Here is a 22791-nt window from a genome sequence, read left to right on the forward strand (position 1 = left end):
CGACGGCACCCGGCTGCGGCTCGGCCTGCAGATCACCGAAACGACCGTCGAGGCGGTCCCCTTCATCGCCGGGATCGAGACCGGCTGGGGACAGGTACTCGACCACCTCGCCGACGCCGTTAGCACGGCCAAGCGCGCCAAGCGCGCCAAGCGCGCCAACCGCACCAAGCGCACCAGCAAGGAAAAGGAAGCACAGCCATGACCCGCAAGGTGACCGCCAACATCAGCCTGACGCTCGACGGCCGCTACAACGGCCCCGGCGGGCCCGGCGACCTGGGCGCGATCGTCCCCTACGCGACCACCGAGGTCGGCCGCAACCACCTCTCCCGCATCACCGACGGCGCGACGACCGCACTGCTCGGCCGGCTCAATGCCGAGGGGTTCATGGGGTTCTGGCCCGCTGTCGCCGGGGACGAGAACGCCGACCCGCATGATCGCGGCTACGCGAAGTGGCTGGTGGACGCCGAGAAGGTGGTCCTCTCGACCACCCTGAGCGAGGCGCCGTGGGAACGCAGCCGCGTGGTGAACGCCCCCGCCGCGGACGTCGTCAACGAGCTCAAGGCCGCCGCCGGCGGCGACATCCTCGTCAACAGCAGCGCGAGCGTCATCAAGGCGCTGCTCGAGGCGGACCTGATCGACCGGCTGTACCTCATGGTCTGCCCCGAGATCGCCGGCGGCGGCCAGCGGCTGTTCGACGACGGCCTGCCCGCGACGAAGTGGACGCTCACCCACCAGGAGACCGGCAAGCTGGGCGAGATCGCCATGGTCTACGACCGCACCCGCCCGTAACGCTCCCATGTGGACAATCGGCGGCCCGGCGGGAACAAGGGCCGCCGATTGCCGGTGGACCTTGGCGAGTTCAGGGCTATCGGTCGTCCGACGGCCGACCGGGCTGCCGGATACCCGGCATCCGCTTGACTCGGGGTTGCGCGACTTGCTCGTCCACGGAATGCCACACCAGCGAACCGTGGGCGTCATTGATCGCCTCGAGTACCGCCATGACGACTCCGGTGATTTTCTCCGCCTCGACCGCGGTTATGACCAGGCAGCGCGATCCGGTGCCCGATGACTCCTGGTCCGGCTCGAGTATTCGCACCGTGCCGGTCGTGTTGTCGTTTTCGCCGTAGCGCACGGACATGGAATCGTCACGGCCGATCTGGATGGCGGTGATGCTCGCCAGCGGAATCCTGATGGTCGAGCTGTAGAAGCCGGCCGAGGCAGTGCGGCCTTCGCACTCCTGACGACCGAGCCGGGAGATCTCGATCGCGTCGCTCGTGATCCTGATGTAGGACTTGCGGTACTGCCAGTACCCGAAGACGCCGACCAGGAACCCCGCGACAACAGCCGCGATGTTGACCGCGTAGCCGCTGGGCGTGCTGTACCAGTCGCCGTACCAATTGCTGATCAACCATTCCGGCAGGGTTTCCCGCATCCACCGGTTCGTTTCGGGGTTGGCCCGAAGAATGAACGTCAGGATGACGAGCACCGTCCACACCCAGGCCCACAGGAACAGACCCGTCGATTTCAGGTGAAAGAAGTAACCCGACTGATCGCTCGGGGCCGAGCCGTCCCTGACGTCGTTCTTCTCCTTCCGGTCCTTCCGGTACTGAAGGCCGACCTGCACAGAGGTCAACAACGTGGCGAGCAGCAGCAGGAGAACCACCGTCAGCGTCGACCCGCCGGAGCTCGCCAGGTTGACCAGATATGCGGCCCCGACCGTGCAGACGGTCATGCTCACGATCGTGAGGGCGCCCCGGAGATCCATTCCCACTCCCCCCGCCGAAGCCAGCGATGAAGTGTATCGGCCTGAACACCGACAGGGCCGTGGCCGGACCAGCACTGGTCACACCGCCACGACCAGTGGAGTCCGTGAGCTCAACCGCAGACGTTGGGCCGCCGCCGCCCCACATGATCCGAAACGAACCGGCGCTGGTGCTGGTCCACGACCAACGCAAGACAGCTGAGTCGAGAGAAGCTCGCACCGTGGGGAGTTGGGGGGCTCGGCCTCCCAACTTGATCCGAAACGAGCCGGCGAGCGCTCTCCGCGAGCACTCGCCGGCCGAGTGGAGGTGCCGGGAATCGAACCCGGGTCCTCTGTCGCCTTTTCAGGGCTTCTCCGTGCGCAGTTCACTGTGCCTCTACTCGGCCCCGCCGGTCACGTGAACAAGCCGGTGTGACGGGCCCAGCCGCTGTAGATGTCCCGCCGCGCGTCCGCGGCCAACCCGCGGCGGTGAGCCTCCTAGCTGATGCCGGCGAACCGGGTCGGAGGCGACCCCGGGCCGACAGACATCACGCTCGCTCAGGCAGCGAGGGCGACGTCGCGCTGGGAATTAACCTTGGCGCATATTGGTTTGCGGCGACGCTTGAGGTGGCCATCCGCCTGCACCTGCACGCTTCCCCTGAAGCAACGTCCAGAGTCGAAACCGTTCACCCCCTAGTCGTGGGCACTTCCCATCAAGGATAACGCCCCCGGCCGTCTGGATCATCCCGGTTCCGTGTGGGGTAGGGCTAGCCCTACCTCGAACCCGGCGGCGCGCCCCATGTCGGCGGACCAGCGCGAAGGCCATCCTGGTTACCGCGACAGTGACCCGAAGGAGGCCCACGATGACCACCGAGCGTGACGGCACCCGGCCGAACCCCCCGCTGCTCGGCGCGCTGCTGTACCTGGTGATGAACCTGCCGATCGGCATCGCGTCGTTCGTGTTCGTCGTCACGATGCTGTCGGTGGGCGTGGGTACGGTCATCGTCTGGGTCGGACTCGCCGTGCTGGCCATCGCCGTGCTGGTGTGGCGCGGGTTCGCCCAGGCCGAGCGCGCCCGGGTGCACGTGATGCTCGGCACCTACATCGCGGTGCCGTACCGGCCCGACGAGGGCAGGCGCTGGACGACCCGTATCAAGGACCCGGCCACCTGGAAGGACATGGCCTACTGCGTCCTCCTGCTGCCGATCGGGATCGCCGAGTTCACCCTGATGGTCACCTTCTGGGCGACGAGCCTGTGGCTGGTCACGCTCCCGGTGTGCTGGACCTGGCTGCCGGCCGACTGGCGTCCGGTCATGTGGGACGAGCCGCTGTTCTCGATCGACTCCTGGCCCGAGACCCTCCCCTGGGCCGCCCTGGGCGTGCTCGTCCTGGCCATGGCGATCGCGCTGACGAAGGCGCTCGGCACGCTGCACGCCCGCTACGCCCGCAGCATGCTCGGCCCGAGCCGGCGCCACATCTCCAAACTCGAGCAGCTGTCCACCGCGGGTGCGATCGACTGGAGCACCGAGTGGCCGGCCACCGTCGAGTCGATCTACCGGCCGGTGACGAGATGACGAGCCCCGAGCCGGCGCCCCTTTACCTGGTGCCGGAACCCGCCGGCGGGGATGCTGGGACCGTGGCATCCCCGCAGGCGCAGCCGGAGACCGGTCCGAACATGATCGCGCGCGGCTTCCGTACCGCCGCGTTCATGCTGGCCGGCTTCCCGATCAGCCTGGTCGCGTTCGTGCTGATCGTGACGCTGTTCTCGGTCGGCGTGAGCACCCTGATCGTCTGGCTCGGCCTCGTCGTGCTGCTGGTGCTCACCAAGGTCGTGTCGGCGTTCGCCGCGGCCAACCGCAACCTGATCCGGGGCACGCTCAAGGTCGACATCCCGACCCCGCGCATCGAGCTCGACCAGACCGGCTCGTTCTGGCGCCGGTACCTGAACCGGATGATCGACGCGCAGATGTGGCGCAACATCGCCTACCTGGTGCTGTCGTTCCCGCTGTTCGTGTTCGAGTTCCCGCTCGCGATCGTCGGCATCGTGATCCTGCCGGTCGGCCTGTTCGTGCTGCCGGTGATCGCGGCGCTGCACGTCATGCTGGCCGAGTCACTGCTGGGGCCGAACACGACCGAGCGGCTGACCGAGAAGGCCGAGCGCCTGCAGGCCTCCCGGGCCCGCGGCGTCGACGCGGCCGAGGCCGAGCGGCGGCGGATCGAACGCGACCTGCACGACGGGGCGCAGCAGCGGCTGGTCGCCGTCGCGATGGGACTCGGCCGCGCGAAGTCCAAGATGGACTCCGACCCGGACGCCGTCCGCGCGCTGATCGACGAGGCGCACGCGGACGCGAAGCTCGCGGTGTCCGAGCTGCGCGACCTGGCGCGCGGGATCTACCCGGCCGTGCTGGGCGACCGAGGGCTGGACGCGGCGCTGTCGTCGCTGGCGGCGAAGTGCCCGGTCCCGGTCGAGGTGCACGTGGCGATCGAGCCGCGCCCGCCGGCCGCGGTGGAGAGCACGGCGTACTTCATCGTCGGCGAGTGCCTGACCAACGTGGCGAAGCACTCGGGCGCGACGGAGGCCAAGGTCAACGCCTGGCGCGAGGAACGGCCGAGCGGCGACCTGGTGATAGTCGAGATCACGGACGACGGCCATGGCGGGGCGTCGATGCGACCGGGCGGTGGCCTGTCCGGCCTCGCGGACCGGGCTGCCACGATTGACGGTGTGATGACCGTGGTGAGCCCCGTCGGAGGGCCGACAGTGATCAGGGCCGACCTGCCATGCGTGTGGTGATCGCGGAGGACTCCGTACTGCTGCGTGCCGGGATCCAGCGGCTGCTGGCCGATGAGCGGATAGAGACGACGGCGGCCGTCGAGGACGGCGAGGGCTTGCTCGTGGCGGTGCGCGAACACCGTCCGGACCTGGCGATCGTGGACGTCCGCATGCCGCCGACCTTCACGGACGAGGGCCTGCGGGCGGCGTTGCGGGCGCGGGAGCAGCAGCCGGGGCTGCCGGTGCTGGTGCTGTCGCAGTATGTGGAGGAGCGCTACGCGGTGGAGCTCCTGTCCGGCGGCGCCGGGGGCGTCGGGTATCTGCTGAAGGAGCGGGTGGCGGACGTCGCGGAGTTCGTGGACGCGGTGCATCGCGTCGCGGGCGGCGGCACGTGCATCGACCAGGAAGTGATCGCGCAACTCATGGCACGCGGCCGAAGAAACCCGATCGACGTCCTGACCCCGCGCGAGCGCGAGGTGCTCGGCCTGATGGCGCAGGGCCTGACGAACGTGGCGATCGCGAAGTCCCTGATCGTCTCGGACGGCGCGGTGGAGAAGCACGTGGGGAACATCTTCTCCAAGCTGGGCCTGGAACCGAGCGCGGAGGAACACCGACGAGTCCGCGCGGTCCTGACATTTCTCGAACGGGGCTAGCACTCAACGAAACGGCGCCCCCGCCGAAGGCGAGGGCGCCGTGCAACACAGCTCAGGCGGCCACCGAGGCAGCCGACGCCGCGGGCGCCAGCGCGACCTCCAGGACCTCCCGCACATCCGAGGTCAGGTGCACCTCGAGGTCCGAGAGGACCGACGACGGCACGTCCTCCAGATCCGGCTCGTTCCGCTTCGGCAGGATCACCGTCGTGATGCCAGCCCGGTGTGCCGCCAGGAGCTTCTGCTTCACGCCGCCGATCGGGAGCACGCGGCCCGTCAGCGAGACCTCGCCGGTCATCGCCACGTCAGCGCGGACCGGGCGGTCGGACAGCAGCGACGCGAGCGCCGTGGTCATCGTGACGCCGGCCGACGGCCCGTCCTTCGGGACCGCGCCGGCGGGCACGTGCACGTGGACGCCCTGCGCGGACAGCGAGTCCACCGGCACGCCGAGCGCGGAACCGTGCGAGCGCAGGTACGACAGCGCGATCTGCGCCGACTCCTTCATCACGTCGCCCAGCTGGCCGGTCAGCGTCACGCCGGACGCGCCCGACTCCTTCGACGCCACCGACGCCTCGACGAACAGCACGTCACCGCCCGCGCCGGTCACCGCCAGGCCGGTCGCGACACCGGGCACCGCCGTGCGCTCCGCCGACTCCGGCGTGTGCTTCGGCTGGCCGAGGTAGTCGCGCAGGTCACCGATGTCGATCGACAACGGCAGCGACACCGAGCCCAGCGCCAGCTTCGCGGTGACCTTGCGCAGCACCCGCGCAATCGACCGCTCCAGCTCGCGCACGCCGGCCTCGCGGGTGTACTCCCCCGCCATCAGCCGCAGCGCGTCGTCGGACAGGGACACCTCGTCCGCCGACAGCCCGGCGCGGGAAAGCTGCCGCGGCAGCAGGTGGTCGCGCGCGATCGTGACCTTCTCCTCCTCGGTGTAGCCGTCCAGCCGGACCAGCTCCATGCGGTCGAGCAGGGGCGCCGGGATGGACTCGATCACGTTCGCGGTCGCGAGGAACACGACGTCCGACAGGTCCAGCTCGACCTCCAGGTAGTGGTCGCGGAACGTGTGGTTCTGCGCCGGGTCGAGCACCTCGAGCAGCGCCGCGGTCGGGTCGCCCCGGTAGTCCGCGCCGACCTTGTCGACCTCGTCGAGCAGGACGACCGGGTTCATCGAGCCGGCCTCTGAGATAGCCCGCACGATCCGGCCCGGCAGCGCGCCGACGTAGGTGCGCCGGTGCCCGCGGATCTCCGCCTCGTCCCGGACGCCGCCCAGCGCCACGCGCACGAACTTGCGGCCCATCGCCCGCGCCACCGACTCGCCCAGCGAGGTCTTGCCGACCCCGGGCGGCCCGGCGAGCGCCAGCACGGCACCGCTGCGGCGACCGCCGATCACGCCGAGCCCCCGCTCCTCGCGCCGCTTGCGCACGGCCAGGTACTCGATGATCCGGTCCTTCACGTCGTCGAGCCCGGAGTGGTCGGCGTCGAGGATCTCCCGCGCGCCGACGATGTCGTAGGCGTCGTCGGTCCGCGTGTTCCACGGCAGCTCGAGCACGGTGTCGAGCCACGTGCGGATCCAGCCCACCTCGGGCGACTGCTCGGAGGTCCGCTCCAGCTTGTCCACTTCGGACATCGCGGCCTCGTGCACCTTCTCGGGCAGGTTCGCGGCCTCGACGCGGGCCCGGTAGTCCTGCTCCTCCGACTCCGGCTTGCCGTCCAGCTCCGCGAGCTCCTTGCGGATCGCGGCCAGCTGCTGGCGCAGCAGGAACTCCCGCTGCTGGCGCTCCATGCCCTCCTTGACGTCCTTGCGGATCGTCTCCGCGACGTCGAGCTCGGCGAGGTGCTCGCGCCCCCACTCGAGCAGCTTCTCCAGGCGGTCGGTGACGTCGGCCGTCTCCAGCAGCCACACCTTCTGCGTGTCCGAGAGGTACGGCGCGTACCCGGCCATGTCGGCTAGCGCGGACGGGTCGTCCTCCTGCTGCACCGAGTCGACCACCTGCCACGCACCACGCTCCTGCAGCATGGTGATGACGAGCGACTTGTACTCCCTGGCGAGCTCGCGGGTCCGCTCGCTCACCGGCGGCTCCGCCGCCACCTCGGCTTCCACCCACAGCGCCGCGCCCGGCCCGGTCGTGCCGGCGCCGATGCGCACGCGCTCGGTGCCGCGCACCACGGCCGCGAGGTCACCGCCGGGCAGCCGCCCGACCTGCTCGACGACGCCGAGCGCGCCCACCCGGGCGTACTTGCCGTCCGGCCGCGGGACCAGTGCCACCCGCGGCTTCTCCCCCGGACCGGCGACCGCCTGCGCGGCCTCCACCGCGGCGCGGACGTCGCTCCCGTCGGTGCCACCCATCCGGATCGGCACCACCATGCCCGGCAGCAGGACCGTGTCGTCCAGCGGCAGGACCGGGAGCGTCAACGACTCTGCCATGAGACCACTCCTCCAAAGTTGAGTCTGCATAGCTCAACCCCGAATGCGGTCGAGATGTTTCCGCTGGGTGTTCGCTGTGAGCGGAGCTTGCCGGGCGAACCGGTCAGCGCGGTGCGAGCAGGCGCGCGGGTGTGTCGTGGAGCACGGCTCGCAGGAACGGGTCGCCGAGCCGGTTGTCGGCCGCGGCCCACGACGCGATCGCCTCCAGCTGGACCGCGTAGTCGTACGGGATGTTCGGGAAGTCCGTGCCGAGCGCGACCCGGTCCGCGACGTCTGCGAGCCGCGCGGTCCAGTCGGGCGGCAGCGCACGGTCCGCGCCGTTGAACGCGACGCCGACCATCGTCGTGTCGAGGTGCACCCGCGGGTACCGGCCCAGCAGGTCCAGCGCCTCGGCGTGGTCGGGCGCGCCGGCGTGCGCGAGGACCGCGGCCAGCCGCGGGTGCCGCGCGAGGACCTGTGCGAACACGTCCAGCCCGGTGAACTCGCCGGGCACCGGCCCGTTGCCGCAGTGGACGACGACCGGCACGCTTGCCTCAGCGAGCATCCCCCACACCGGGTCCAATTCGGGCGCGCGCGGGTCGTACCGGCCGACCTGCACGTGCGACTTCGCGACCCGCGCCCCGGCGGCGAGCGCCTTGGCGAGGTAGTCGGCGACGCCGGGCTCGGGGAAGAACGTGGCGGTCGGCACCGCGCCGGCGGTGTCGGCGGCGAAGTCGAGGACCCAGTCGTTCAGCCACGCCGCCATGCCCGGCTTGTGCGGGTAGACCAGCGGCGCGAACGTCCGCACCCCGAGCGCGCGGAGCACGTCGAGCCGCTCGGCGACCGGGACCCGGTAGCGGATGGGCCAGTCGGTGCCGTAGTGCGCGGACGCGTGGTCGAAGTACGCCCACACCTTCCGCTCGACCGGCTCGGGCAGGAAGTGCGTGTGGAGGTCGACGATCCCGGGCAGCCCGTGGGCGGCGAGGAAACCCGGGACGTCAGCGTCCTTCAAGGCCGTCTCTCACCAGCGACCCTTGGCCGCTCGCCCCGCGGCCCGGGCGATCTCCCGCTGGGCGTCGCGCTTCGCGAGCGACTGGCGCTTGTCGTAGGCCTTCTTGCCGCGCGCGAGGGCGAGCTCGACCTTGACCTTGCCGTCCTTGAAGTACATCGACAGCGGGACGAGCGACAGGCCGCTCTCCTTGGTCTTGCCGATCAGCCGCAGGATCTCACCCTTGTGCAGCAGCAGCTTGCGCGTGCGCCGCGGCGTGTGGTTGGTCCACGTGCCCATCGTGTACTCGGGGATGTGCAGGTTGCGCAGCCACACCTCGCCGTCGTCGACGGTCGCGAACGAGTCCACAAGGGACGCCCTGCCCTCGCGCAGCGACTTGACCTCCGTGCCCATGAGCGCGATGCCGGCCTCGTACGTGTCCAGGATCGTGTAGTCGTGCCGCGCCTTGCGGTTCGACACGATCACCTTGCGACCCTGCTCCTTGGACATGCCGACAACTCTACGTGCACCAGCACGCGGTTATTGCCGCACGTACAGCCGCAGTGTCACGTAGCCGGTGACGGCGGAGATCCCGACCGCGGTGAGCAGCAGCCACGGCGCGGTCAGCAGGATGTCCAGGCCGTCGATGGGTTTGACCACGCCGGCCGCGAACGGCCCCTGCAGCACCCCATCGAGGAACCACAGCTTCGCGCCGACGAGCAGCAGGATCGCCAGGATCGCGCCGATGACGCCGGCGACCACCGCCTCCAGGAGGAACGGTAGCTGGGTATACCAGCGGGTGGCGCCGACCAGGCGCATGATGCCGACCTCGGTGCGCCTGGTGAACGCCGACACCTGCACCGTGTTGGAAATCAGCAGCAGGGCGGCGACGGCCTGGATCAGCGCGATCGCGAAGGTGAGGTTCCGCACGCCGTTCAGCGCGTCGAAGAACCGTTGCAGGAACTCGCTCTGGTCGGCGATGGAGTCCACGCCGACCCGTCCGGAGTAGGTCTGGATGATGACGTCCGGCCGGTCGGGGTTCTGCAGCTTGACGTTGAACGACGCGGGCAGCGCCTCCGGCCGGGCGAGCTTCACCAGCTCCGGCTGCGACTCGAAGATCTGCTTGAAGCGCTGGTAGGCCTGGTCGCGGTTCTCGTACTGGACCGACTCGATGGCCGGGTTGCTCTCCAGGTCCGAGCGCAGCCCCTTGCACGGGTCGGCCTGGCACTCCTTGTCGTTCGCGCTGATGTCGTTCGTCAGGTAGACGTTGACCTCGAGCTTGTCCTCGTAGACCGCCTGGGTCTTGTCGATCATCCGCACGACGAGGAGGCCGCCGCCCAGCAGGGCGAGCGAGATCATCGTCGTGAGGATCATCGCGACGGTCATCGTCACATTGCGCCGGAGGCCGGTCAGGACCTCGCTGAACACGAAGCTGGCACGCATCGGGGGAAGTAGTCCTCGTTGGGTCGGGGGCGGACGGGAGCCTAACGGCCGACGCCGTATACACCGCGTGAGTCGTCGCGAACGACCTGCCCGAGGTCGAGCTCGACGACGCGGCGGCGCATCGAGTCGACGATCGAGTGGTCGTGCGTGGCCATCAGCACCGTCGTGCCGGTGCGGTTGATCCGCTCCAGCAGCAGCATGATGTCCTGGCTGGTGTCCGGGTCCAGGTTTCCGGTCGGCTCGTCGGCCAGCAGCATCAGCGGCCGGTTCACGAACGCGCGCGCGATGGCCACCCGCTGCTGCTCGCCGCCGGAGAGCTCGTGCGGCATCCGGTTGGACTTGCCCTCCAGGCCGACCAGCTCGAGCACCTCGGGCACGACCTTGCGGATGGTGTTGCGGGGCTTGCCGATGACCTCGAGCGCGAAGGCGACGTTCTCCGCGACCGTCTTGTTGTGCAACAGCCGGAAGTCCTGGAAGACGCAGCCGATCGACTGGCGCAGGCGGGGGACCCTGCGCCGGGCCATGCGGGCCACGTCGAAGTTCGCCACGTATACCCGGCCCTTGGAGGGCACCTCCTCGCGGAGGAGCAGACGCAGGAACGTCGACTTCCCGGAGCCCGACGGGCCGATGAGGAAGACGAACTCACCCTTGTCCACCTCGACCGACACGTTCTCCAGAGCCGGGCGGGTCGAGGTCTTGTACACCTTTGAAACGTGTTCGAGCCGGATCACGAGGCGCGAGTCTACCTCCGCCCGTTATGCAGTCGTTGCCTTGGCGGTCTCCGGCGACGGACGGCACGTTCCGTGCGCCGGGCGGTACTCAGCGTGCCCGTTACGCGGCCTGCGTGCGCCGCCAGCGGATGCCCGCCTCGATGAAGCCGTCGATGTCCCCGTCGAGCACGTTTCCGGGGTTGCCCACCTCGTAGTCGGTGCGCAGGTCCTTGACCATCTGGTACGGGTGCAGCACGTAGGAGCGCATCTGGTTGCCCCAGCTCGAGCCGCCGTCGCCCTTGAGCGCGTCCATCTCGGCCCGCTCCTCCTGGCGCTTGCGCTCGAGCAGCTTGGCCTGCAGCACCCGCATGGCCGCGGCGCGGTTCTGGATCTGCGACTTCTCGTTCTGGCAGGAGACGACGATGCCGGTCGGCAGGTGCGTGATGCGCACGGCCGAGTCGGTGGTGTTGACGCTCTGCCCGCCGGGACCGGACGAGCGGAACACGTCGATGCGGATGTCCTTCTCCGGGATGTCCACGTGGTCGACGGCCTCGACGAACGGCAGCACCTCGACGCCGGCGAAGGAGGTCTGCCTGCGGCCCTGGTTGTCGAACGGCGAGATGCGCACGAGCCGGTGGGTGCCCTGCTCGACCGAGAGCGTGCCGTACGCGTAGGGCGCGGTGACCTTGAACGTGGCCGACTTGATGCCGGCCTCCTCCGCGTAGGAGGTGTCGTAGACCTCGACCGGGTAGCCGTGCCGCTCCGCCCACCGCAGGTACATGCGCATCAGCATCTCGGCCCAGTCGGCCGCGTCCACGCCGCCGGCCTCCGAGCGGATGGTGATGAGCGCGTCCCGCTCGTCGTACTCCCCGGACAGCAGCGTGCGGACCTCGAGGGTGGCGATGTCCGACCGAAGCCGCGCGCGCTCCTCGTCCGCCTCGGCGATCTCCTCCGCCGAGCCGGCCTCCTCCGCGAGCTCGTAGAGCACGTTGAGGTCGTCGAGCCGCTGGCGCAGCTCCTCCAGCCGGCGGAGCTCGCTCTGCCGGTGGGACAGCTGGCTGGTCACCTGCTGGGCCTTCTCCGGGTCGTCCCAGAGATCCGGGCGCGTGGCCTGCTGCTCGAGATCGGCGATCTGTGAGCGCAGCGCGGCGGGGTCCGTCACCGCCTCGACGTTGGCGAGGGTGTCGGACAGATCCGTCAGGTCAGCTGCGACGTCCGGGTTCACGACGGAAAAGCCTACGTGAACCCGGGCGTCGGCGTTTCGGGAGACCGGTCAGGAGGCGGGGATGGAGTCCAGCAGCTTCAGCACGGCACGGGCCCGGGCGACCCCGAACTCGGCGACGGCCTTCGCGTACGGGTCGTCCGCGGTCTTCACGGCCGCCCTCGCCGAGTCCTGCTCCTCCGCGTAGACCTGCTTGGCGGACTCGATCAGCGCCGAGCGCTGCCGCGTGGTCAGCGCGTTGGCGTGGACCAGCCGGAGGATCAGCGGGCTGCGGAGGTGGTCGGGACCGGGCTCACTGGACAGCCACTGCTTGAACGCCTTCTTGCCGGCGGCGGTCACCAGGTACTGCTGGCTGGAGCGGGGACCCTGCTTGCCGAGCCGGACGAGGCCCGCGTCTGCCAGAGCCGGAAGCTCCCGGTAGACCTGGCTCCGGGTGACGCTGAAGAAGGAGCCGAAGCGGTCGCGGGCGGCGGCCACGAGCTGACCGCCGGTCGCGGGACCCTCGTGCAGCAGACCCAGCAGGGCCGCGGCTGTTGCATTCAAATCACTCACGTAACCACCGTGCCACGAAGAAGCGCCGGTGTCCACAGTGGCCGAGGATCTGTCCACTGTGGCGCATCCGGGGCCGGATGTCCAGCCAGACCGGCTTTCTAGTCGAACAGTACGCCGGGATTCAGCACGCCCCGCGGGTCCAGAGAATTCTTCGCAGCGCGAAGGACTTCTCCGAACAGATCCGGCCGCTGAGCCTCGTACCAGCGCAAATGGTCTCGACCAACGGCGTGGTGGTGCGTGATCGAGGCGCCGAGGCCGCTCAGGAGGTCGCTCGCGGCGGCCTTGATCTGGTCCCACATCTGGACTTCCGAGCCCCGCCTGGCGGGCGCGATCACGGTGAAATACGGCGCTACTCCATCCGGGTAAACATGTGTCAGACGGACCGTGACGATGCCCGATTCGCCGCAGATCTCCTCCGTCGCCGCCCGCACTCCCGCCCGGACGGAGTCGCACACCCGCTCCGCCGAGTCCCACGTGCACGCCGTCTCGAACGTCTCCACGACGACCCCGGAGCGGGCGAGCGCGTCCCGGATGTACGGCATCCGGAGGAACGCCGCCCGCCAGTCGCCGACCGAGTCCTGAGTGGACGTCGAGTCGACACTTCCGCCGTTCTCGCGGGCTATCTCGAGGGTCCGGGCCAGTGCACTGTCGACAGGGTGGTCCGCGGACTCGAAGCCGAGCACGAGAACGGCGCGGCCGTCGGCCCGCCCTGTGTTGATCGCCGCCTCCGCCTCGTCGAGCAGCCGGCAGTTGCTCGGGTCCAGCCCGGACTGAGCGATCGCCCGCACGGCCCGCAGCGCGGCGGCGAAGTCGCCGAACGAAACGGCGCGGGTTGCTTTGTGCACCGGACGGTCCTGCAGCCGCATCCAGGCCTCGGTGAGCACGCCGAGGGTGCCCTCGGAGCCGAGGAAGAGCCGGTCCGGCGACGGCCCCGCGCCCGACGCCGGCAGCCGCCGGGTCTGGCTCGTCCCGCTGGGACTGACGACCCGCAGCGCCTCGACGAAGTCGTCGATGCGCGTGTGCCGCATGGCGAAGTGGCCGCCGGCGCGGGTGGCGAGCCAGCCGCCGAGCGTGGAGAACTCGAAGCTCTGCGGGTAGTGCCGCAGCGTGTAGCCGTGCGGGGCGAGCTGCTCCTCGAGGACGGGGCCGAGCGCGCCCGCCTGGATCAGCGCCGCGCGCGAGGTGCGGTCGACCTCGAGCACGCGGTCCATTCGGGTCAGATCGAGGGTGAGCACCGCGTCGTGCCGGTCGCCGCGGTACTCCACGCCGCCGACGACCGAACTGCCGCCGCCGTACGGGATCACGGCGACGTTCGCGCCGCCCGCCCAGTCGAGCAGGTCGACGATCTGCGCCTCGGTTTCCGGGTATGCCACGACATCCGGCGCGGCGCCGAGGTCGCCGTGCAGCGCCCGGACGACGTCGCGATATGCCTTCCCATACGTATGCGACATACGCACGTGCGGATGCACCGTGCAAATGGGATTGAGCGTGTCAGGTGGACTGACGCGCGGCGCGCGCAGTACGACGTCCTCGACGCGCGGCACGGGGAGCTCGTCGGCGACCCAGTGCGGCGGCAGCCGGGCGACGAGCCGCGCCCGTTCGTCCGGGCCGACCGCGGCGTCCGCCCAGCCCCAGCCCCACCAAGATCGAATCCGTTCGCTCCGCACCCGCCCATGCTGCCCGACGCACCCGTCGGGAATCGACGGGCGTGTGGTCAGGTTTCTTAGCAGACTCGCCGGAATTCGGTTCGGGAACCCGAACGCGCCCCGGATCCGCCGGCTCGGGTCTCTTCGATTGTCCCGCCATGCGACGGACGGGCCGGCAACGTCACAGAACGCGGCCGACGCACTGGTCGGCACCATCAACGCACTGGTCGGCACCACCGCCGGCGAGGCGGCTCGCGGTGGAGGGGGGTGGTGTGCGGCCGTGCTCGGGCACGCGTATAGTTGGTGGCACAGCAACGCGGGGTGGAGCAGCTCGGTAGCTCGCTGGGCTCATAACCCAGAGGTCGCAGGTTCGAATCCTGTCCCCGCTACCAGGGTGAACGCCCCCTCGGAGATCGTCCGAGGGGGCGTTCGTCTTTTCCGGGCCGAGCGGGTCCGCGACGGGTCGGGTAATGGTCGTCACACACCGCCCGGTTCCCGGTCTCCGACCATCCGGATAGGACGTTCGGTGGCGCCCGGATATCGGAAGCGCCGCTGCCCCATGTTGCGGCCCGCATTCCTGCCAATGGCGGCCCGCGCCGTTCGCCGCCCATTTCGCGGGCCATTCCTGGTGTTGTCCCGAATATTTGCTACTGTTCGGTCACTAAGTAACAGACGTGCGCGATTGTCGTACGCGGGTGGTTCCAGGGAGCGAAATGGCACAGAAAGTCTTGGTACAGCTCGTCGATGACCTCGACGGCACGAGCTCGCACGACGTCACGACCGTCCTCTTCGGCCTGGACGGCGTCACGTACGAGATCGACCTGTCCGAGGGCAACGCCGAGAAGCTGCGGGACAGCCTGTCCCCGTACGTCGACTCGGCCCGCCGCGTCGGCGGCCGAGTGAAGCGGGGCACCCGCCCCGCGGGCAGCAAGTCGGCGAACGCCAGCGAGGCCGGACAGATCCGGGAGTGGGCTCAGGAGAACGGTTACGAGCTCGCCGGGCGCGGGCGGATTCCCTCGCACGTGGTCGACGCGTACCGCCAGGCGCAGAGCGACGGCCGGTCGAAGAAGACGACGGCGGCGGCCGCGAAGGCGCCGGCGAAACGGCGTAGCCGCGCTAAGAAGGGCTGATCACCGGCGTTCCTCGCACCCGCGTCCACTCCGGCTCGAAGTCCACAGTAGAAGTCTGAGCCGGCGCGCAGGCAAGGGGCTGGATCACGCATGCCCGCGTTTTTGTTTCTATTTCAACCAAATGTGATCCGCAGCCGCGGATCCCTCGCTCCCCACCACGTACAACGAGAACGGCCCCCGCGGGTTACGGGGGCCGTTCTCGATTGTCCGATCGAGCGCGGGTCAACCGCCGCCGTTGCTCGGTGGCGCGGACGAGCTGGTCCGCCCGCCGCTACCGCCGTCGGCCTTCTGCGCCGACTCGTACGCCTGCGCCGCCTTGTCGAGGTCGGCCAGGGCCTGCCCCTCGGCGGCGAAGTCGTTGTTCGCCCGCGCGTCCTTGAGCCTGGCGAGCGCGTCGGCGATGTCCTTCACCGCCTGGCTCATCGCCGCCGACTCGCCACCGGCCGGTGGCTGCGTCGAGGACGAGGAGGACGGCGGTGCCGACGACGAGGGTGGCTGGTCGCTCGGCGGTGTCGTGCCGCCGCCGGACCCCGGTCCGAACACGTCGTCGAGTGCGGCGTCGACCGTCGGCGCGAAGCCCACCTTGCCGCCGAAGTACACCAGCACCCGGGCGAGCTGCGGGAAGGCGTTCTCGTCCTTCTGCTCGATGTAGATCGGCTCGACGTACAACAGCCCGTTGGCCACTGGCAGCGTCAGCAGGTTGCCGTATCTGACGTTGACGTTCGGGTTGTTGAACAGCGTTCTGTTCTCGGTCACCTCATCGGTGGTCTCGAACTCGTTCTGCACCTGGACGGGGCCCTTGGGCTGTTCCTCCGTGGGTAGTCGGAGCACCCGGAACTTCCCGTAGTCGGCGCCAGGTTCGGACGACACCGACACCCACGCGGCCAGGAACTGCCGGTTCAGCAGCGTCATCGCGCTGGTTATCTGGAACTCCGGTTTGTCCTGCCCGGGCACCTGCGCCAGCACGTAGTACGGCGGCTGGTTGGGCGCGGTCGAGCCTGCCTCGTTGTTGCCGCCGGTCGGGTCCGGGGGCACGTCCCAGAACGTCTGGGTCGAGAAGAACTGGCCCGCGTTGTCCACGTGGTACTGCGCCAGTAGCTCGCGCTGGACCTTGAACAGGTCCTCCGGGTAGCGGAAATGCTCTTGCAGCGCGAGCGGGATCTCGCCGTGCTTCACGGTGCCCGGGAAGACCTGCTCCCACGCCTTGAGGACCGGGTCCTTGTCGTCGATCGAGTAGAGCGTCACGGTGCCGTCGAACGCGTCGACGGTCGCCTTGACCGAGTTGCGGATGTAGCTGATGGTCCGGTTGTCCTGCCGGGCCACGCCGCTCAGCGTGTCGGCGGTCGCCTCGCCGAGCGCGGTCCGCTGCGCGTACGGGTAGTTCTCCAGCGTCGTGTAGCCGTCGACGATCCACTTGATGCGGCCGTCGACGACCGCCGGGTACGGGTCGCCGTCCACGGTCAGCCACGGGGCGACCTTGGACACCCGCTCGCGCGGGTCGCGGAAGTACATGATCTTCGAGCCGTCGCGGATGTCCCCGTTGAAGAGGATGTTGCGCTCGCCGTAGTGGGCGAAGAAGACGAACCGGTTGAGCCAGCCGTCGATGGCCACGCCGCCGCGGCCCTTGTAGCGGTAGTTCTGGTCGCTCGAGGTGTCGTACTCGCCGCGGGCGTTGACGATGGCGTAGTCGGTGGCCAGCTCGCCGTAGTAGATGCGCGGCTCGGTGACCGGGATGTCCATCTTGGCCTTGGCGTTGATCGCGTCCAGATCGCTCACCGTGAACACGGGGTACCCGCCCTCGCCGGTGGAGTTCTCTTCGGTCAGCGCACGGTTGATCTTGTTGGCCGGCGCGGCGACGAAGCCGTTGCCGTGGGTGTAGACGAGGTGCTTGTTGATCCACGTCGTCTGGTTGTCGACCAGCCGGTTCGGGTCGAGCTCGCGGGCCGCGACCACGTAGTCCTGCTCCTTGTCCTGCCCGTTGTCGTCCTTGACCGTGTAGCGGTCGACGTCGAGCTTCTCCGGGAAGCCGTAGAAGTTCTCGCCACCCTCACGCTGGGTGAAGGTGCGGGACAGGATGCTCGGGTCCAGGAGGCGGATGTTGGGGATCGTGCCCTTGTCCGCGCGGATCTCGGACCCTTCGGCCTTGGTCACGCCCGCGTAGTCCTTGCTCTCCACCTTGTCGTCGGTGAGGCCGAACGCGCTCTTCGTCGCGGCGATGTTCCGCGCGATCGGGGTGGCCTCCTTCTCCGCCGCGTTCGGCTTGACGGAGAACTGTTCGAGCACGGCGGGCCACGCCCACCCGACGAGGATGCTGGAAAGGATCAGCAGCACGATCGCGATCGCCGGCAGCTGCAGGTTCCGCACGAACGCGCCGACGAAGAACGCGACCGCGCAGAAGCCCGCGATGAACATCAGGATGAGCTTTGCCGGCAGCACCGCGTTGAGGTCGGTGTAGGTGGCGCCGTCGAAAAGGTCGTTGCGGGTGGAGAAGAGTAGTTCGTACCGGTCGAAGAAGTAGTCGATCGCGAGGATGACGACGAACACGCCCGCGGTGACCGACAGCTGGATCCGGGCCGGCACGGAGAAGTTCTCACCCTTGGTGCCCAGCCGGATGCCGCCGAACACGTAATGGGTGATGACCGCGCCGATCAGCGCGATGATCACGCTGACGTAGAGCCACGTGGTGAGCCAGCTGATGAACGGCAGCGTGAACGCGTAGAAGCCGATGTCCTTGCCGAACTCGGGGTCGGTCTGGCCGAACGCCGTGCCGTGCAGCATCAGCTGCACCGGCTGCCAGTCCGACTGCCCGGTCGCGCCGGCGATGAGCCCGACGATGAGCGGGATGCCGATGCCGAACAGCCGCACGCGCTGCACGATCGTCGACCGGTACCGGGCCAGCGGGTCGTCCGCGCCCGACACGGGCACGAAGACCGGCCTGCTGCGGTAGGCGATCGTGAGGCTGAGGGCGAGCAGCCCGCCCACCAGCAGGGCGATCGCGAAGAACAGGATGATCCGGGTGACCAGCACGGTGGTGAACACCGAGCGGAATCCGACCTCGCCGAACCACAGCCAGTCGACATAGGTGTCGAGCAGCCGCGCTCCGACGAGCAGCACGAGGATCAGTGCACCCGCGATGCTGAGCAATATCTTGGCGCGTCGGGAAAGCTTGGGCATCCCGATCGGGGGCCGTGTGGCCACGGTGCACTCTCCTGGCTCGCGTTTTTCGACTGCATCCGCGGACAGCACAAGGCTGTCCTAGATGTCCAACTCTATTCGGGGGGTGTCAGGTTCCCGTTCGGGGTCGAATTCGGCGAACGCGAGGATAGGTGAGGATGTCGAACATGCCCGCCAACCACGCCCAGCACCTGTCCGCCGTCGCCCGCGAGGTCGAGGACTTCGTCTCCACGGCGGGCTGGGACCAACCGCCCCAGCTGTTCGCCCTGGTCCCGACCGCGGAGCTGGTCGAGCGGGAGCCGGAGCTGGCCGGCCAGGTGGACCAGGCGGCGCCGCTGACCCCGATCGCGCAGGACTCGCTGCCGAGCGAGGACCTGGGTGAGGCGCTCGCCGGGATCATGTGGCCGGACGCGGTGCGGGGCTGCGCGCTGGCGCAGGAGATCGTCGTGCTGCCGCCGGAGGTGGAGTCGACGCTGCCGACCGGCGACTCGACGGGCGACTCGGCCGCGATGCGCAAGATCGCGGCGGAGCACCCGCGGCGGCGGGAGGCCCGCCTGGTCGCCGCGGTGCTGCGGGACGGCACGGCGGCGTGCGTGCTGCGGCTGCGCGGCTCCGCGGGCGACGAGGACCAGGTCGTCGAGCATCCGGAGCTGGCGCCGAACCTGACCGACGCGCTGCTCGCCACCCTGCGCTGAGCCGCTCAGCAGCCGGGTGGGTTCTTCCCGGCGTCGAGGTCCTCGAGCGCCCGCACGGCCGAGGCGAGGGTCTCGACCTTCACCAGGCGCAGCCCGTCGGGCGCGTTGGCCTTGGCCTCGGCGCAGTTGCCGGCCGGGACGAGGAACGTGGTGGCGCCGGCGTCGTGGGCGGCGACGAGCTTGAACGAGATGCCGCCGATCACGCCGATGTTGCCGTTGACGTCGATCTCGCCGGTGCCCGCGACGGTCTTGCCGTCCTCGAGCTTGCCGGGGGTGAGCTTGTCGACGATGGCGAGCGCGAAGATCAGGCCGGCCGACGGGCCGCCGACGTCCTCGAGGTGGATGGTCGTCTGGAAGTCCACGTCGGCCCGGTCGATCGGCAGCAGGCCCATGAAGCCCTCTTTGCGGTTGTCGCCGCCGAAGTCGGAGGCCTTGCCGAGCTCGACGGACTTCGTCTCCTTCGGCGCCTCGCCGTGCTGGAAGGTGATCTCGACCCGCTGGCCGGGTTTCGTGCCCTTCAGCGCCTCGCGGACGTCCTCCTGGACCTTGATCGCACGGCCGTTGACCTCGAAGAGCCGGTCGCCGGGCTCGAGGACCTCGTCCGCGGGCGCGCCGCGGGTGATCTCCTGCGCGACGACCTTCACGGGGTAGTCGAGGTAGCGCAGCGCGGCGACCTCGGCGTCGCTCTGCGAGTCCTGGAACATCTTCTTGTTCTCGCGCTGCAGGTCGTCCTCGGTCTGGCCGGGGCCGAAGTACTCCTCGCGCGGCATGAGCGCGTTGCGGCCGCTGACCCACAACCCGAGCGCGCCGAACAGGCTGACGTCGTCGCTGATGGAGACCGTGGTCATGCGCAGCTCGCCGCTGGTCGGGTACGTCTTCTCCCCTTCGACCTGCACGACCACCTGGTCGTCGACGCTGCCGAGCGTGTCGTAGGTGGGACCGGGGCCGATGGAGACGTACGGCACCCGCACGATGCTGCCGAGCAGGCCGAGGACGGCGGCGATCGCGAAGCTGACCACGATCGTCCACCCGCGCCTGGTCAGTCCCCGGGACGCGATCGTCTCGCGCTCGACGTCGGCGGGCCGTGCGGGAGTCGAGGTGTCGCTCACGACGCCCCCTCGCAGGCTCGGTGCCGCCGCTCGCGGTCGCCCTGTGTCAATTGTTCGCTCGCAAGCACGCTCACGACGCATGAGGGTACGACGTGTTCTCGGCGAGCGAATCACCGCTCGTCACCGCGGACGCCGTGCCGCGTACCGTGGACGCATGACCGAGTTTCCGTTTGGCTTCGGACCGCCGAACCCGGACGACCCCGACCGGGGTGGCAAGAAGGACCCCGCCGAGCAGGGCGGGCAGGAGAATCCGGCCGAGGCGTTCAACCAGCTCGGCCAGATGCTCAGCCAGCTCGGCCAGATGCTCAGCCAGGCCGGCAGCTCCTCCGGCCCGGTCAACTACGACCTCGCCAAGCAGATCGCCCTGCAGAAGCTCGCCGGCCAGGCCGGTTTCGGCCCGCCGAGCGACTCGGTGAGCGCGGTGCGCGACGCCGTGCATCTGGCGGAGATGTGGCTGGACCCGGCGACGACGTTGCCGGCGGGCGCCACGCAGGCGCGGTCGTGGACGGCCCGCGACTGGGTGGAGCACACGCTGCCGACGTGGCAGCGGCTGTGCGACCCGGTGGCGCGGCGGGTGTCGGGCGCGTGGGTGGAGGCACTGCCGGCGGAGGCGAAGCAGGCGGCCGGGCCGCTGCTGTCGATGGTCGGGCAGATGGGTGGCATGGCCTTCGGCTCGCAGCTGGGCAACGCGCTCGCGCAGCTGGCGTCCGAGGTACTGACGTCGACCGACATCGGCCTGCCGCTCGGCCCGCCGAACACGGCCGCGCTGGTGCCGGAGAACATCGAGGAGTTCACCAAGGGCCTGGAGCGGCCGAGCAGCGAGGTGATGGTGTTCCTCGCCGCCCGCGAGGCCGCGCACCAGCGGCTCTTCGCGCACGTGCCGTGGTTGCGGCAGCGACTGCTGGCGACGGTCGAGGAGTTCGCGAGCGGCATCCGGGTGGACACGTCCGCGCTGGAGCAGCTGGCCACGCAGGTGGACCCGGCCAACCCGGCGTCGATCGAGGAGGCCATGCGCTCGGGCATGCTCGAGCCGCAGACGACGCCCGAGCAGCAGGCCGCGCTGACCCGGCTGGAGACGCTGCTCGCGCTGGTCGAGGGCTGGGTCGACGTGGTCGTCGCCGACGCGACCGCCGAGCGCCTGCCCGGCGCGGACGCGCTGCGCGAGACGCTGCGCCGCCGCCGGGCCAGCGGCGGGCCGGCGGAGCAGACGTTCGCCACGCTGGTCGGCCTGGAGCTGCGGCCGCGGCGGCTGCGTGCGGCGGCCGCGCTGTGGCGCCTGCTGGGCGACCGGCACGGCCTCGACGTGCGGGACGGCGTGTGGGCGCACCCGGACCTCGTGCCGACCGCGGCGGACCTCGACGAGCCGATCGACTTCGCCGACCGGGTGGGCAGGCAGGTCGAGGGCGGCGACCCGATCGACGACCCGATCGCGGCGATCGAGCGCACGGAGAAGGACGAGGCCGAAAGCGCCGACGAGGACCCCGGTGACAAGGCGTGAGCTGCGACCGGTCGCAGCTCGAGCCGCTTGTCGGTGAGTGGGACCTGGAGGTCCTGCACCCCGCCCCGGAGATCGGCCGGCTCGTCGGCGCCAGCAATGCCGAGTGGGTGCTCGACGGGGCGTTCGTGGTCCAGCGGCTGACGATCGAGCACCCGCAGTTCCCGGACTGGCTGGTGGTGATAGGCCCAGCCGATGGCGACTGGGCCTATCACTACTACGACACCCGCGGCGTCTCGCGGACGTTCCGCATGCGGATCGAGGACCGGACGTGGTCGTTCCTGCGAATGGGCGAGGACTTCTACCAGCGGTTCACCTTGGAGTTCGCGCCGGACGACAGCCGCTTCGTCGCCCGCATCGACATGTCGCACGACGAGGGCCGGACGTGGTCGCACGACTTCGACATGAGGTTCAGCAGGGTCAGTCCTCGCCCGTGATCCCCCAGCCCGCCGCGGCCGACAGCCCCTCGAGGTAGCCGATCGCCCGGTCGGTGCGCGGGTAGTCGCGCACCAGATCCCAGAACCGTGCGTTGTGCGCCGGCACGAGCAGGTGGGCGAGCTCGTGGACCAGCACGTAGTCGAGCACCCAGGCCGGCACCTCGCGTAAGTGCTCGCTGACCCGGATGGACCGGTCGGAGGGCGTGCACGACGCCCACCTGGTCCGCATCGGCGCGACCCAGCGCACGCTGGCCGGCACGGCGCGGCCGTTCAGGTGTTTCTCCGACAGCTCCGCACACCGCAGCAGCAAGGCGGAGTCGGACGTCTTCGTCGGCGGGCGGCGCCTGGCCTCGCCGCGGAGCAGCTTGCGCTGCATCTCCGCGACCCAGTGCGCCTCCTCGGCCTTGGAGAGCCGTGCCGGGATGAGCACGACCAGCGTGTCGCCGTCGCGATACGCGGTGACGGTGCGGGTGCGGCGCTTGCTGCGACGCACCTCGACGCGGGGTTCAGCCACGGTGCCACGTTACGACGGAGCACCGACACAACGGGAGCACCGACCTCGGTGATATCGCCTTCACCTGGGCCGCCTGTGGATAACGATTTCGTCGCCGGGTGATCGGCC

The 22791-nt window shown here is 69.8% G+C and carries 20 protein-coding genes, 1 tRNA gene, 1 other RNA gene and 1 pseudogene; 10 read left to right on the top strand and 13 right to left on the bottom strand.

The window, feature by feature from the left end; genetic code table 11:
- A pseudogene (locus tag VH969_RS31645) lies at nucleotides 1–202 on the top strand (hypothetical protein); the annotation flags it as partial.
- Nucleotides 199–789, top strand: a complete 591-nt coding sequence (locus tag VH969_RS31650; protein WP_331981019.1) for a dihydrofolate reductase family protein — start codon at nucleotides 199–201, stop codon at nucleotides 787–789. The pseudogene VH969_RS31645 and the gene VH969_RS31650, both read left to right, overlap by 4 nt.
- Nucleotides 790–865: 76 nt before the next feature.
- On the opposite strand, the gene VH969_RS31655 is transcribed toward VH969_RS31650, so the two are convergent.
- Together VH969_RS31655 and ssrA are read right to left on the bottom strand one after the other, a co-directional pair.
- Complete coding sequence (locus VH969_RS31655) at nucleotides 866–1732, bottom strand: hypothetical protein (protein WP_331981021.1); 867 nt, start codon at nucleotides 1730–1732, stop codon at nucleotides 866–868.
- 329 nt (nucleotides 1733–2061) lie between these two features.
- Nucleotides 2062–2435: a transfer-messenger RNA gene (gene ssrA, locus VH969_RS31660) on the bottom strand.
- Between the two features lie 169 nt (nucleotides 2436–2604).
- Between ssrA and VH969_RS31665 the strand changes: the two genes are divergently transcribed.
- The 3 genes from VH969_RS31665 (at nucleotide 2605) to VH969_RS31675 (ending at nucleotide 5164) form a co-directional block, all read left to right on the top strand.
- Entirely contained in the window at nucleotides 2605–3315 is a 711-nt protein-coding gene (locus tag VH969_RS31665; RefSeq protein ID WP_331981023.1) for a sensor domain-containing protein, read from the top strand.
- Between the two features lie 101 nt (nucleotides 3316–3416).
- Entirely contained in the window at nucleotides 3417–4532 is a 1116-nt protein-coding gene (locus tag VH969_RS31670; RefSeq protein WP_331981087.1) for a sensor histidine kinase, read from the top strand.
- Nucleotides 4520–5164 carry a response regulator transcription factor gene (locus VH969_RS31675; protein ID WP_331981025.1) on the top strand — a complete coding sequence of 215 codons (645 nt, stop codon included), beginning with the start codon at nucleotides 4520–4522 and terminating at the stop codon, nucleotides 5162–5164. Before VH969_RS31670 ends, VH969_RS31675 begins: the two co-directional genes overlap by 13 nt.
- A gap of 52 nt (nucleotides 5165–5216) precedes the next feature.
- Here the strand turns inward: VH969_RS31675 and lon are convergent, their stop codons facing one another.
- The 8 genes from lon to VH969_RS31715 all read right to left on the bottom strand — a co-directional run bounded on the left by lon (nucleotide 5217) and on the right by VH969_RS31715 (nucleotide 14150).
- A complete protein-coding gene (gene lon / locus VH969_RS31680; RefSeq protein WP_331981027.1) occupies nucleotides 5217–7589 on the bottom strand; it encodes an endopeptidase La in 2373 nt (790 codons plus the stop codon).
- A 103-nt stretch (nucleotides 7590–7692) separates the two neighbouring features.
- Nucleotides 7693–8580 (bottom strand): amidohydrolase family protein, encoded by an 888-nt coding sequence (locus VH969_RS31685; RefSeq protein ID WP_331981029.1) that lies wholly within the window; start codon nucleotides 8578–8580, stop codon nucleotides 7693–7695.
- A 9-nt stretch (nucleotides 8581–8589) separates the two neighbouring features.
- Nucleotides 8590–9066, bottom strand: a complete 477-nt coding sequence (gene smpB, locus VH969_RS31690) for an SsrA-binding protein SmpB (RefSeq protein WP_331981031.1) — start codon at nucleotides 9064–9066, stop codon at nucleotides 8590–8592.
- Between the two features lie 30 nt (nucleotides 9067–9096).
- Nucleotides 9097–9999 (bottom strand): permease-like cell division protein FtsX, encoded by a 903-nt coding sequence (gene ftsX, locus VH969_RS31695; protein WP_331981033.1) that lies wholly within the window; start codon nucleotides 9997–9999, stop codon nucleotides 9097–9099.
- 41 nt (nucleotides 10000–10040) lie between these two features.
- The gene (ftsE, locus tag VH969_RS31700; RefSeq protein WP_331981035.1) at nucleotides 10041–10730 is read right to left on the bottom strand and encodes a cell division ATP-binding protein FtsE; all 690 of its coding nucleotides are present in this window, start codon (nucleotides 10728–10730) and stop codon (nucleotides 10041–10043) included.
- 100 nt (nucleotides 10731–10830) lie between these two features.
- Nucleotides 10831–11934 carry a peptide chain release factor 2 gene (gene prfB / locus VH969_RS31705; protein ID WP_331981037.1) on the bottom strand — a complete coding sequence of 368 codons (1104 nt, stop codon included), beginning with the start codon at nucleotides 11932–11934 and terminating at the stop codon, nucleotides 10831–10833.
- Between the two features lie 48 nt (nucleotides 11935–11982).
- Entirely contained in the window at nucleotides 11983–12483 is a 501-nt protein-coding gene (locus VH969_RS31710) for a PadR family transcriptional regulator (protein ID WP_331981039.1), read from the bottom strand.
- 98 nt (nucleotides 12484–12581) lie between these two features.
- A complete protein-coding gene (locus VH969_RS31715) occupies nucleotides 12582–14150 on the bottom strand; it encodes an FAD-binding oxidoreductase (protein ID WP_331981041.1) in 1569 nt (522 codons plus the stop codon).
- Nucleotides 14151–14444: 294 nt separating this feature from the next.
- Here VH969_RS31715 and VH969_RS31720 point away from each other — a divergent pair.
- Both VH969_RS31720 and VH969_RS31725 read left to right on the top strand, forming a co-directional pair.
- A tRNA-Met gene (locus VH969_RS31720) sits at nucleotides 14445–14521 on the top strand.
- A gap of 321 nt (nucleotides 14522–14842) precedes the next feature.
- Complete coding sequence (locus VH969_RS31725) at nucleotides 14843–15259, top strand: histone-like nucleoid-structuring protein Lsr2 (protein ID WP_414638642.1); 417 nt, start codon at nucleotides 14843–14845, stop codon at nucleotides 15257–15259.
- Nucleotides 15260–15481: 222 nt separating this feature from the next.
- Here VH969_RS31725 and VH969_RS31730 read toward each other — a convergent pair whose 3' ends face one another.
- A complete protein-coding gene (locus tag VH969_RS31730; RefSeq protein ID WP_331981043.1) occupies nucleotides 15482–18457 on the bottom strand; it encodes a UPF0182 family protein in 2976 nt (991 codons plus the stop codon).
- Nucleotides 18458–18600: 143 nt separating this feature from the next.
- On the opposite strand from VH969_RS31730, the gene VH969_RS31735 reads away from it, so the two are divergent.
- Nucleotides 18601–19128, top strand: coding sequence for a PPA1309 family protein (locus VH969_RS31735; protein WP_331981089.1), 528 nt, complete (start codon nucleotides 18601–18603; stop codon nucleotides 19126–19128).
- A 5-nt stretch (nucleotides 19129–19133) separates the two neighbouring features.
- Here VH969_RS31735 and VH969_RS31740 read toward each other — a convergent pair whose 3' ends face one another.
- A complete protein-coding gene (locus tag VH969_RS31740; protein WP_331981045.1) occupies nucleotides 19134–20237 on the bottom strand; it encodes a YlbL family protein in 1104 nt (367 codons plus the stop codon).
- A gap of 154 nt (nucleotides 20238–20391) precedes the next feature.
- On the opposite strand from VH969_RS31740, the gene VH969_RS31745 reads away from it, so the two are divergent.
- Together VH969_RS31745 and VH969_RS31750 are read left to right on the top strand one after the other, a co-directional pair.
- Nucleotides 20392–21735: a zinc-dependent metalloprotease gene (locus VH969_RS31745; protein ID WP_331981047.1), complete on the top strand. Its 1344-nt coding sequence runs from the start codon at nucleotides 20392–20394 to the stop codon at nucleotides 21733–21735.
- Nucleotides 21732–22169: a hypothetical protein gene (locus VH969_RS31750; protein WP_331981049.1), complete on the top strand. Its 438-nt coding sequence runs from the start codon at nucleotides 21732–21734 to the stop codon at nucleotides 22167–22169. Before VH969_RS31745 ends, VH969_RS31750 begins: the two co-directional genes overlap by 4 nt.
- Here VH969_RS31750 and VH969_RS31755 read toward each other — a convergent pair.
- Complete coding sequence (locus VH969_RS31755; protein ID WP_331981051.1) at nucleotides 22153–22683, bottom strand: M48 family metallopeptidase; 531 nt, start codon at nucleotides 22681–22683, stop codon at nucleotides 22153–22155. The genes VH969_RS31750 and VH969_RS31755 overlap by 17 nt on opposite strands.
- Nucleotides 22684–22791: the final 108 nt, after the last annotated feature.

Origin of the sequence: Actinophytocola sp., assembly GCF_036555685.1 — a bacterium.
Lineage (GTDB): Bacteria > Actinomycetota > Actinomycetes > Mycobacteriales > Pseudonocardiaceae > Actinophytocola.

Coding starts and splice junctions, on each gene's coding strand:
- VH969_RS31665 (WP_331981023.1), top strand. CDS start 2,605: ATGACCACCGAGCGTGACGGCACCCGGCCGAACCCCCCGCTGCTCGGC.
- VH969_RS31655 (WP_331981021.1), bottom strand. CDS start 1,732: ATGACCGTCTGCACGGTCGGGGCCGCATATCTGGTCAACCTGGCGAGC.
- VH969_RS31725 (WP_414638642.1), top strand. CDS start 14,843: ATGGCACAGAAAGTCTTGGTACAGCTCGTCGATGACCTCGACGGCACG.
- smpB (WP_331981031.1), bottom strand. CDS start 9,066: ATGTCCAAGGAGCAGGGTCGCAAGGTGATCGTGTCGAACCGCAAGGCG.
- VH969_RS31675 (WP_331981025.1), top strand. CDS start 4,520: ATGCGTGTGGTGATCGCGGAGGACTCCGTACTGCTGCGTGCCGGGATC.
- VH969_RS31650 (WP_331981019.1), top strand. CDS start 199: ATGACCCGCAAGGTGACCGCCAACATCAGCCTGACGCTCGACGGCCGC.
- VH969_RS31670 (WP_331981087.1), top strand. CDS start 3,417: ATGATCGCGCGCGGCTTCCGTACCGCCGCGTTCATGCTGGCCGGCTTC.
- ftsX (WP_331981033.1), bottom strand. CDS start 9,999: ATGCGTGCCAGCTTCGTGTTCAGCGAGGTCCTGACCGGCCTCCGGCGC.
- VH969_RS31745 (WP_331981047.1), top strand. CDS start 20,392: ATGACCGAGTTTCCGTTTGGCTTCGGACCGCCGAACCCGGACGACCCC.
- lon (WP_331981027.1), bottom strand. CDS start 7,589: ATGGCAGAGTCGTTGACGCTCCCGGTCCTGCCGCTGGACGACACGGTC.
- VH969_RS31735 (WP_331981089.1), top strand. CDS start 18,601: ATGCCCGCCAACCACGCCCAGCACCTGTCCGCCGTCGCCCGCGAGGTC.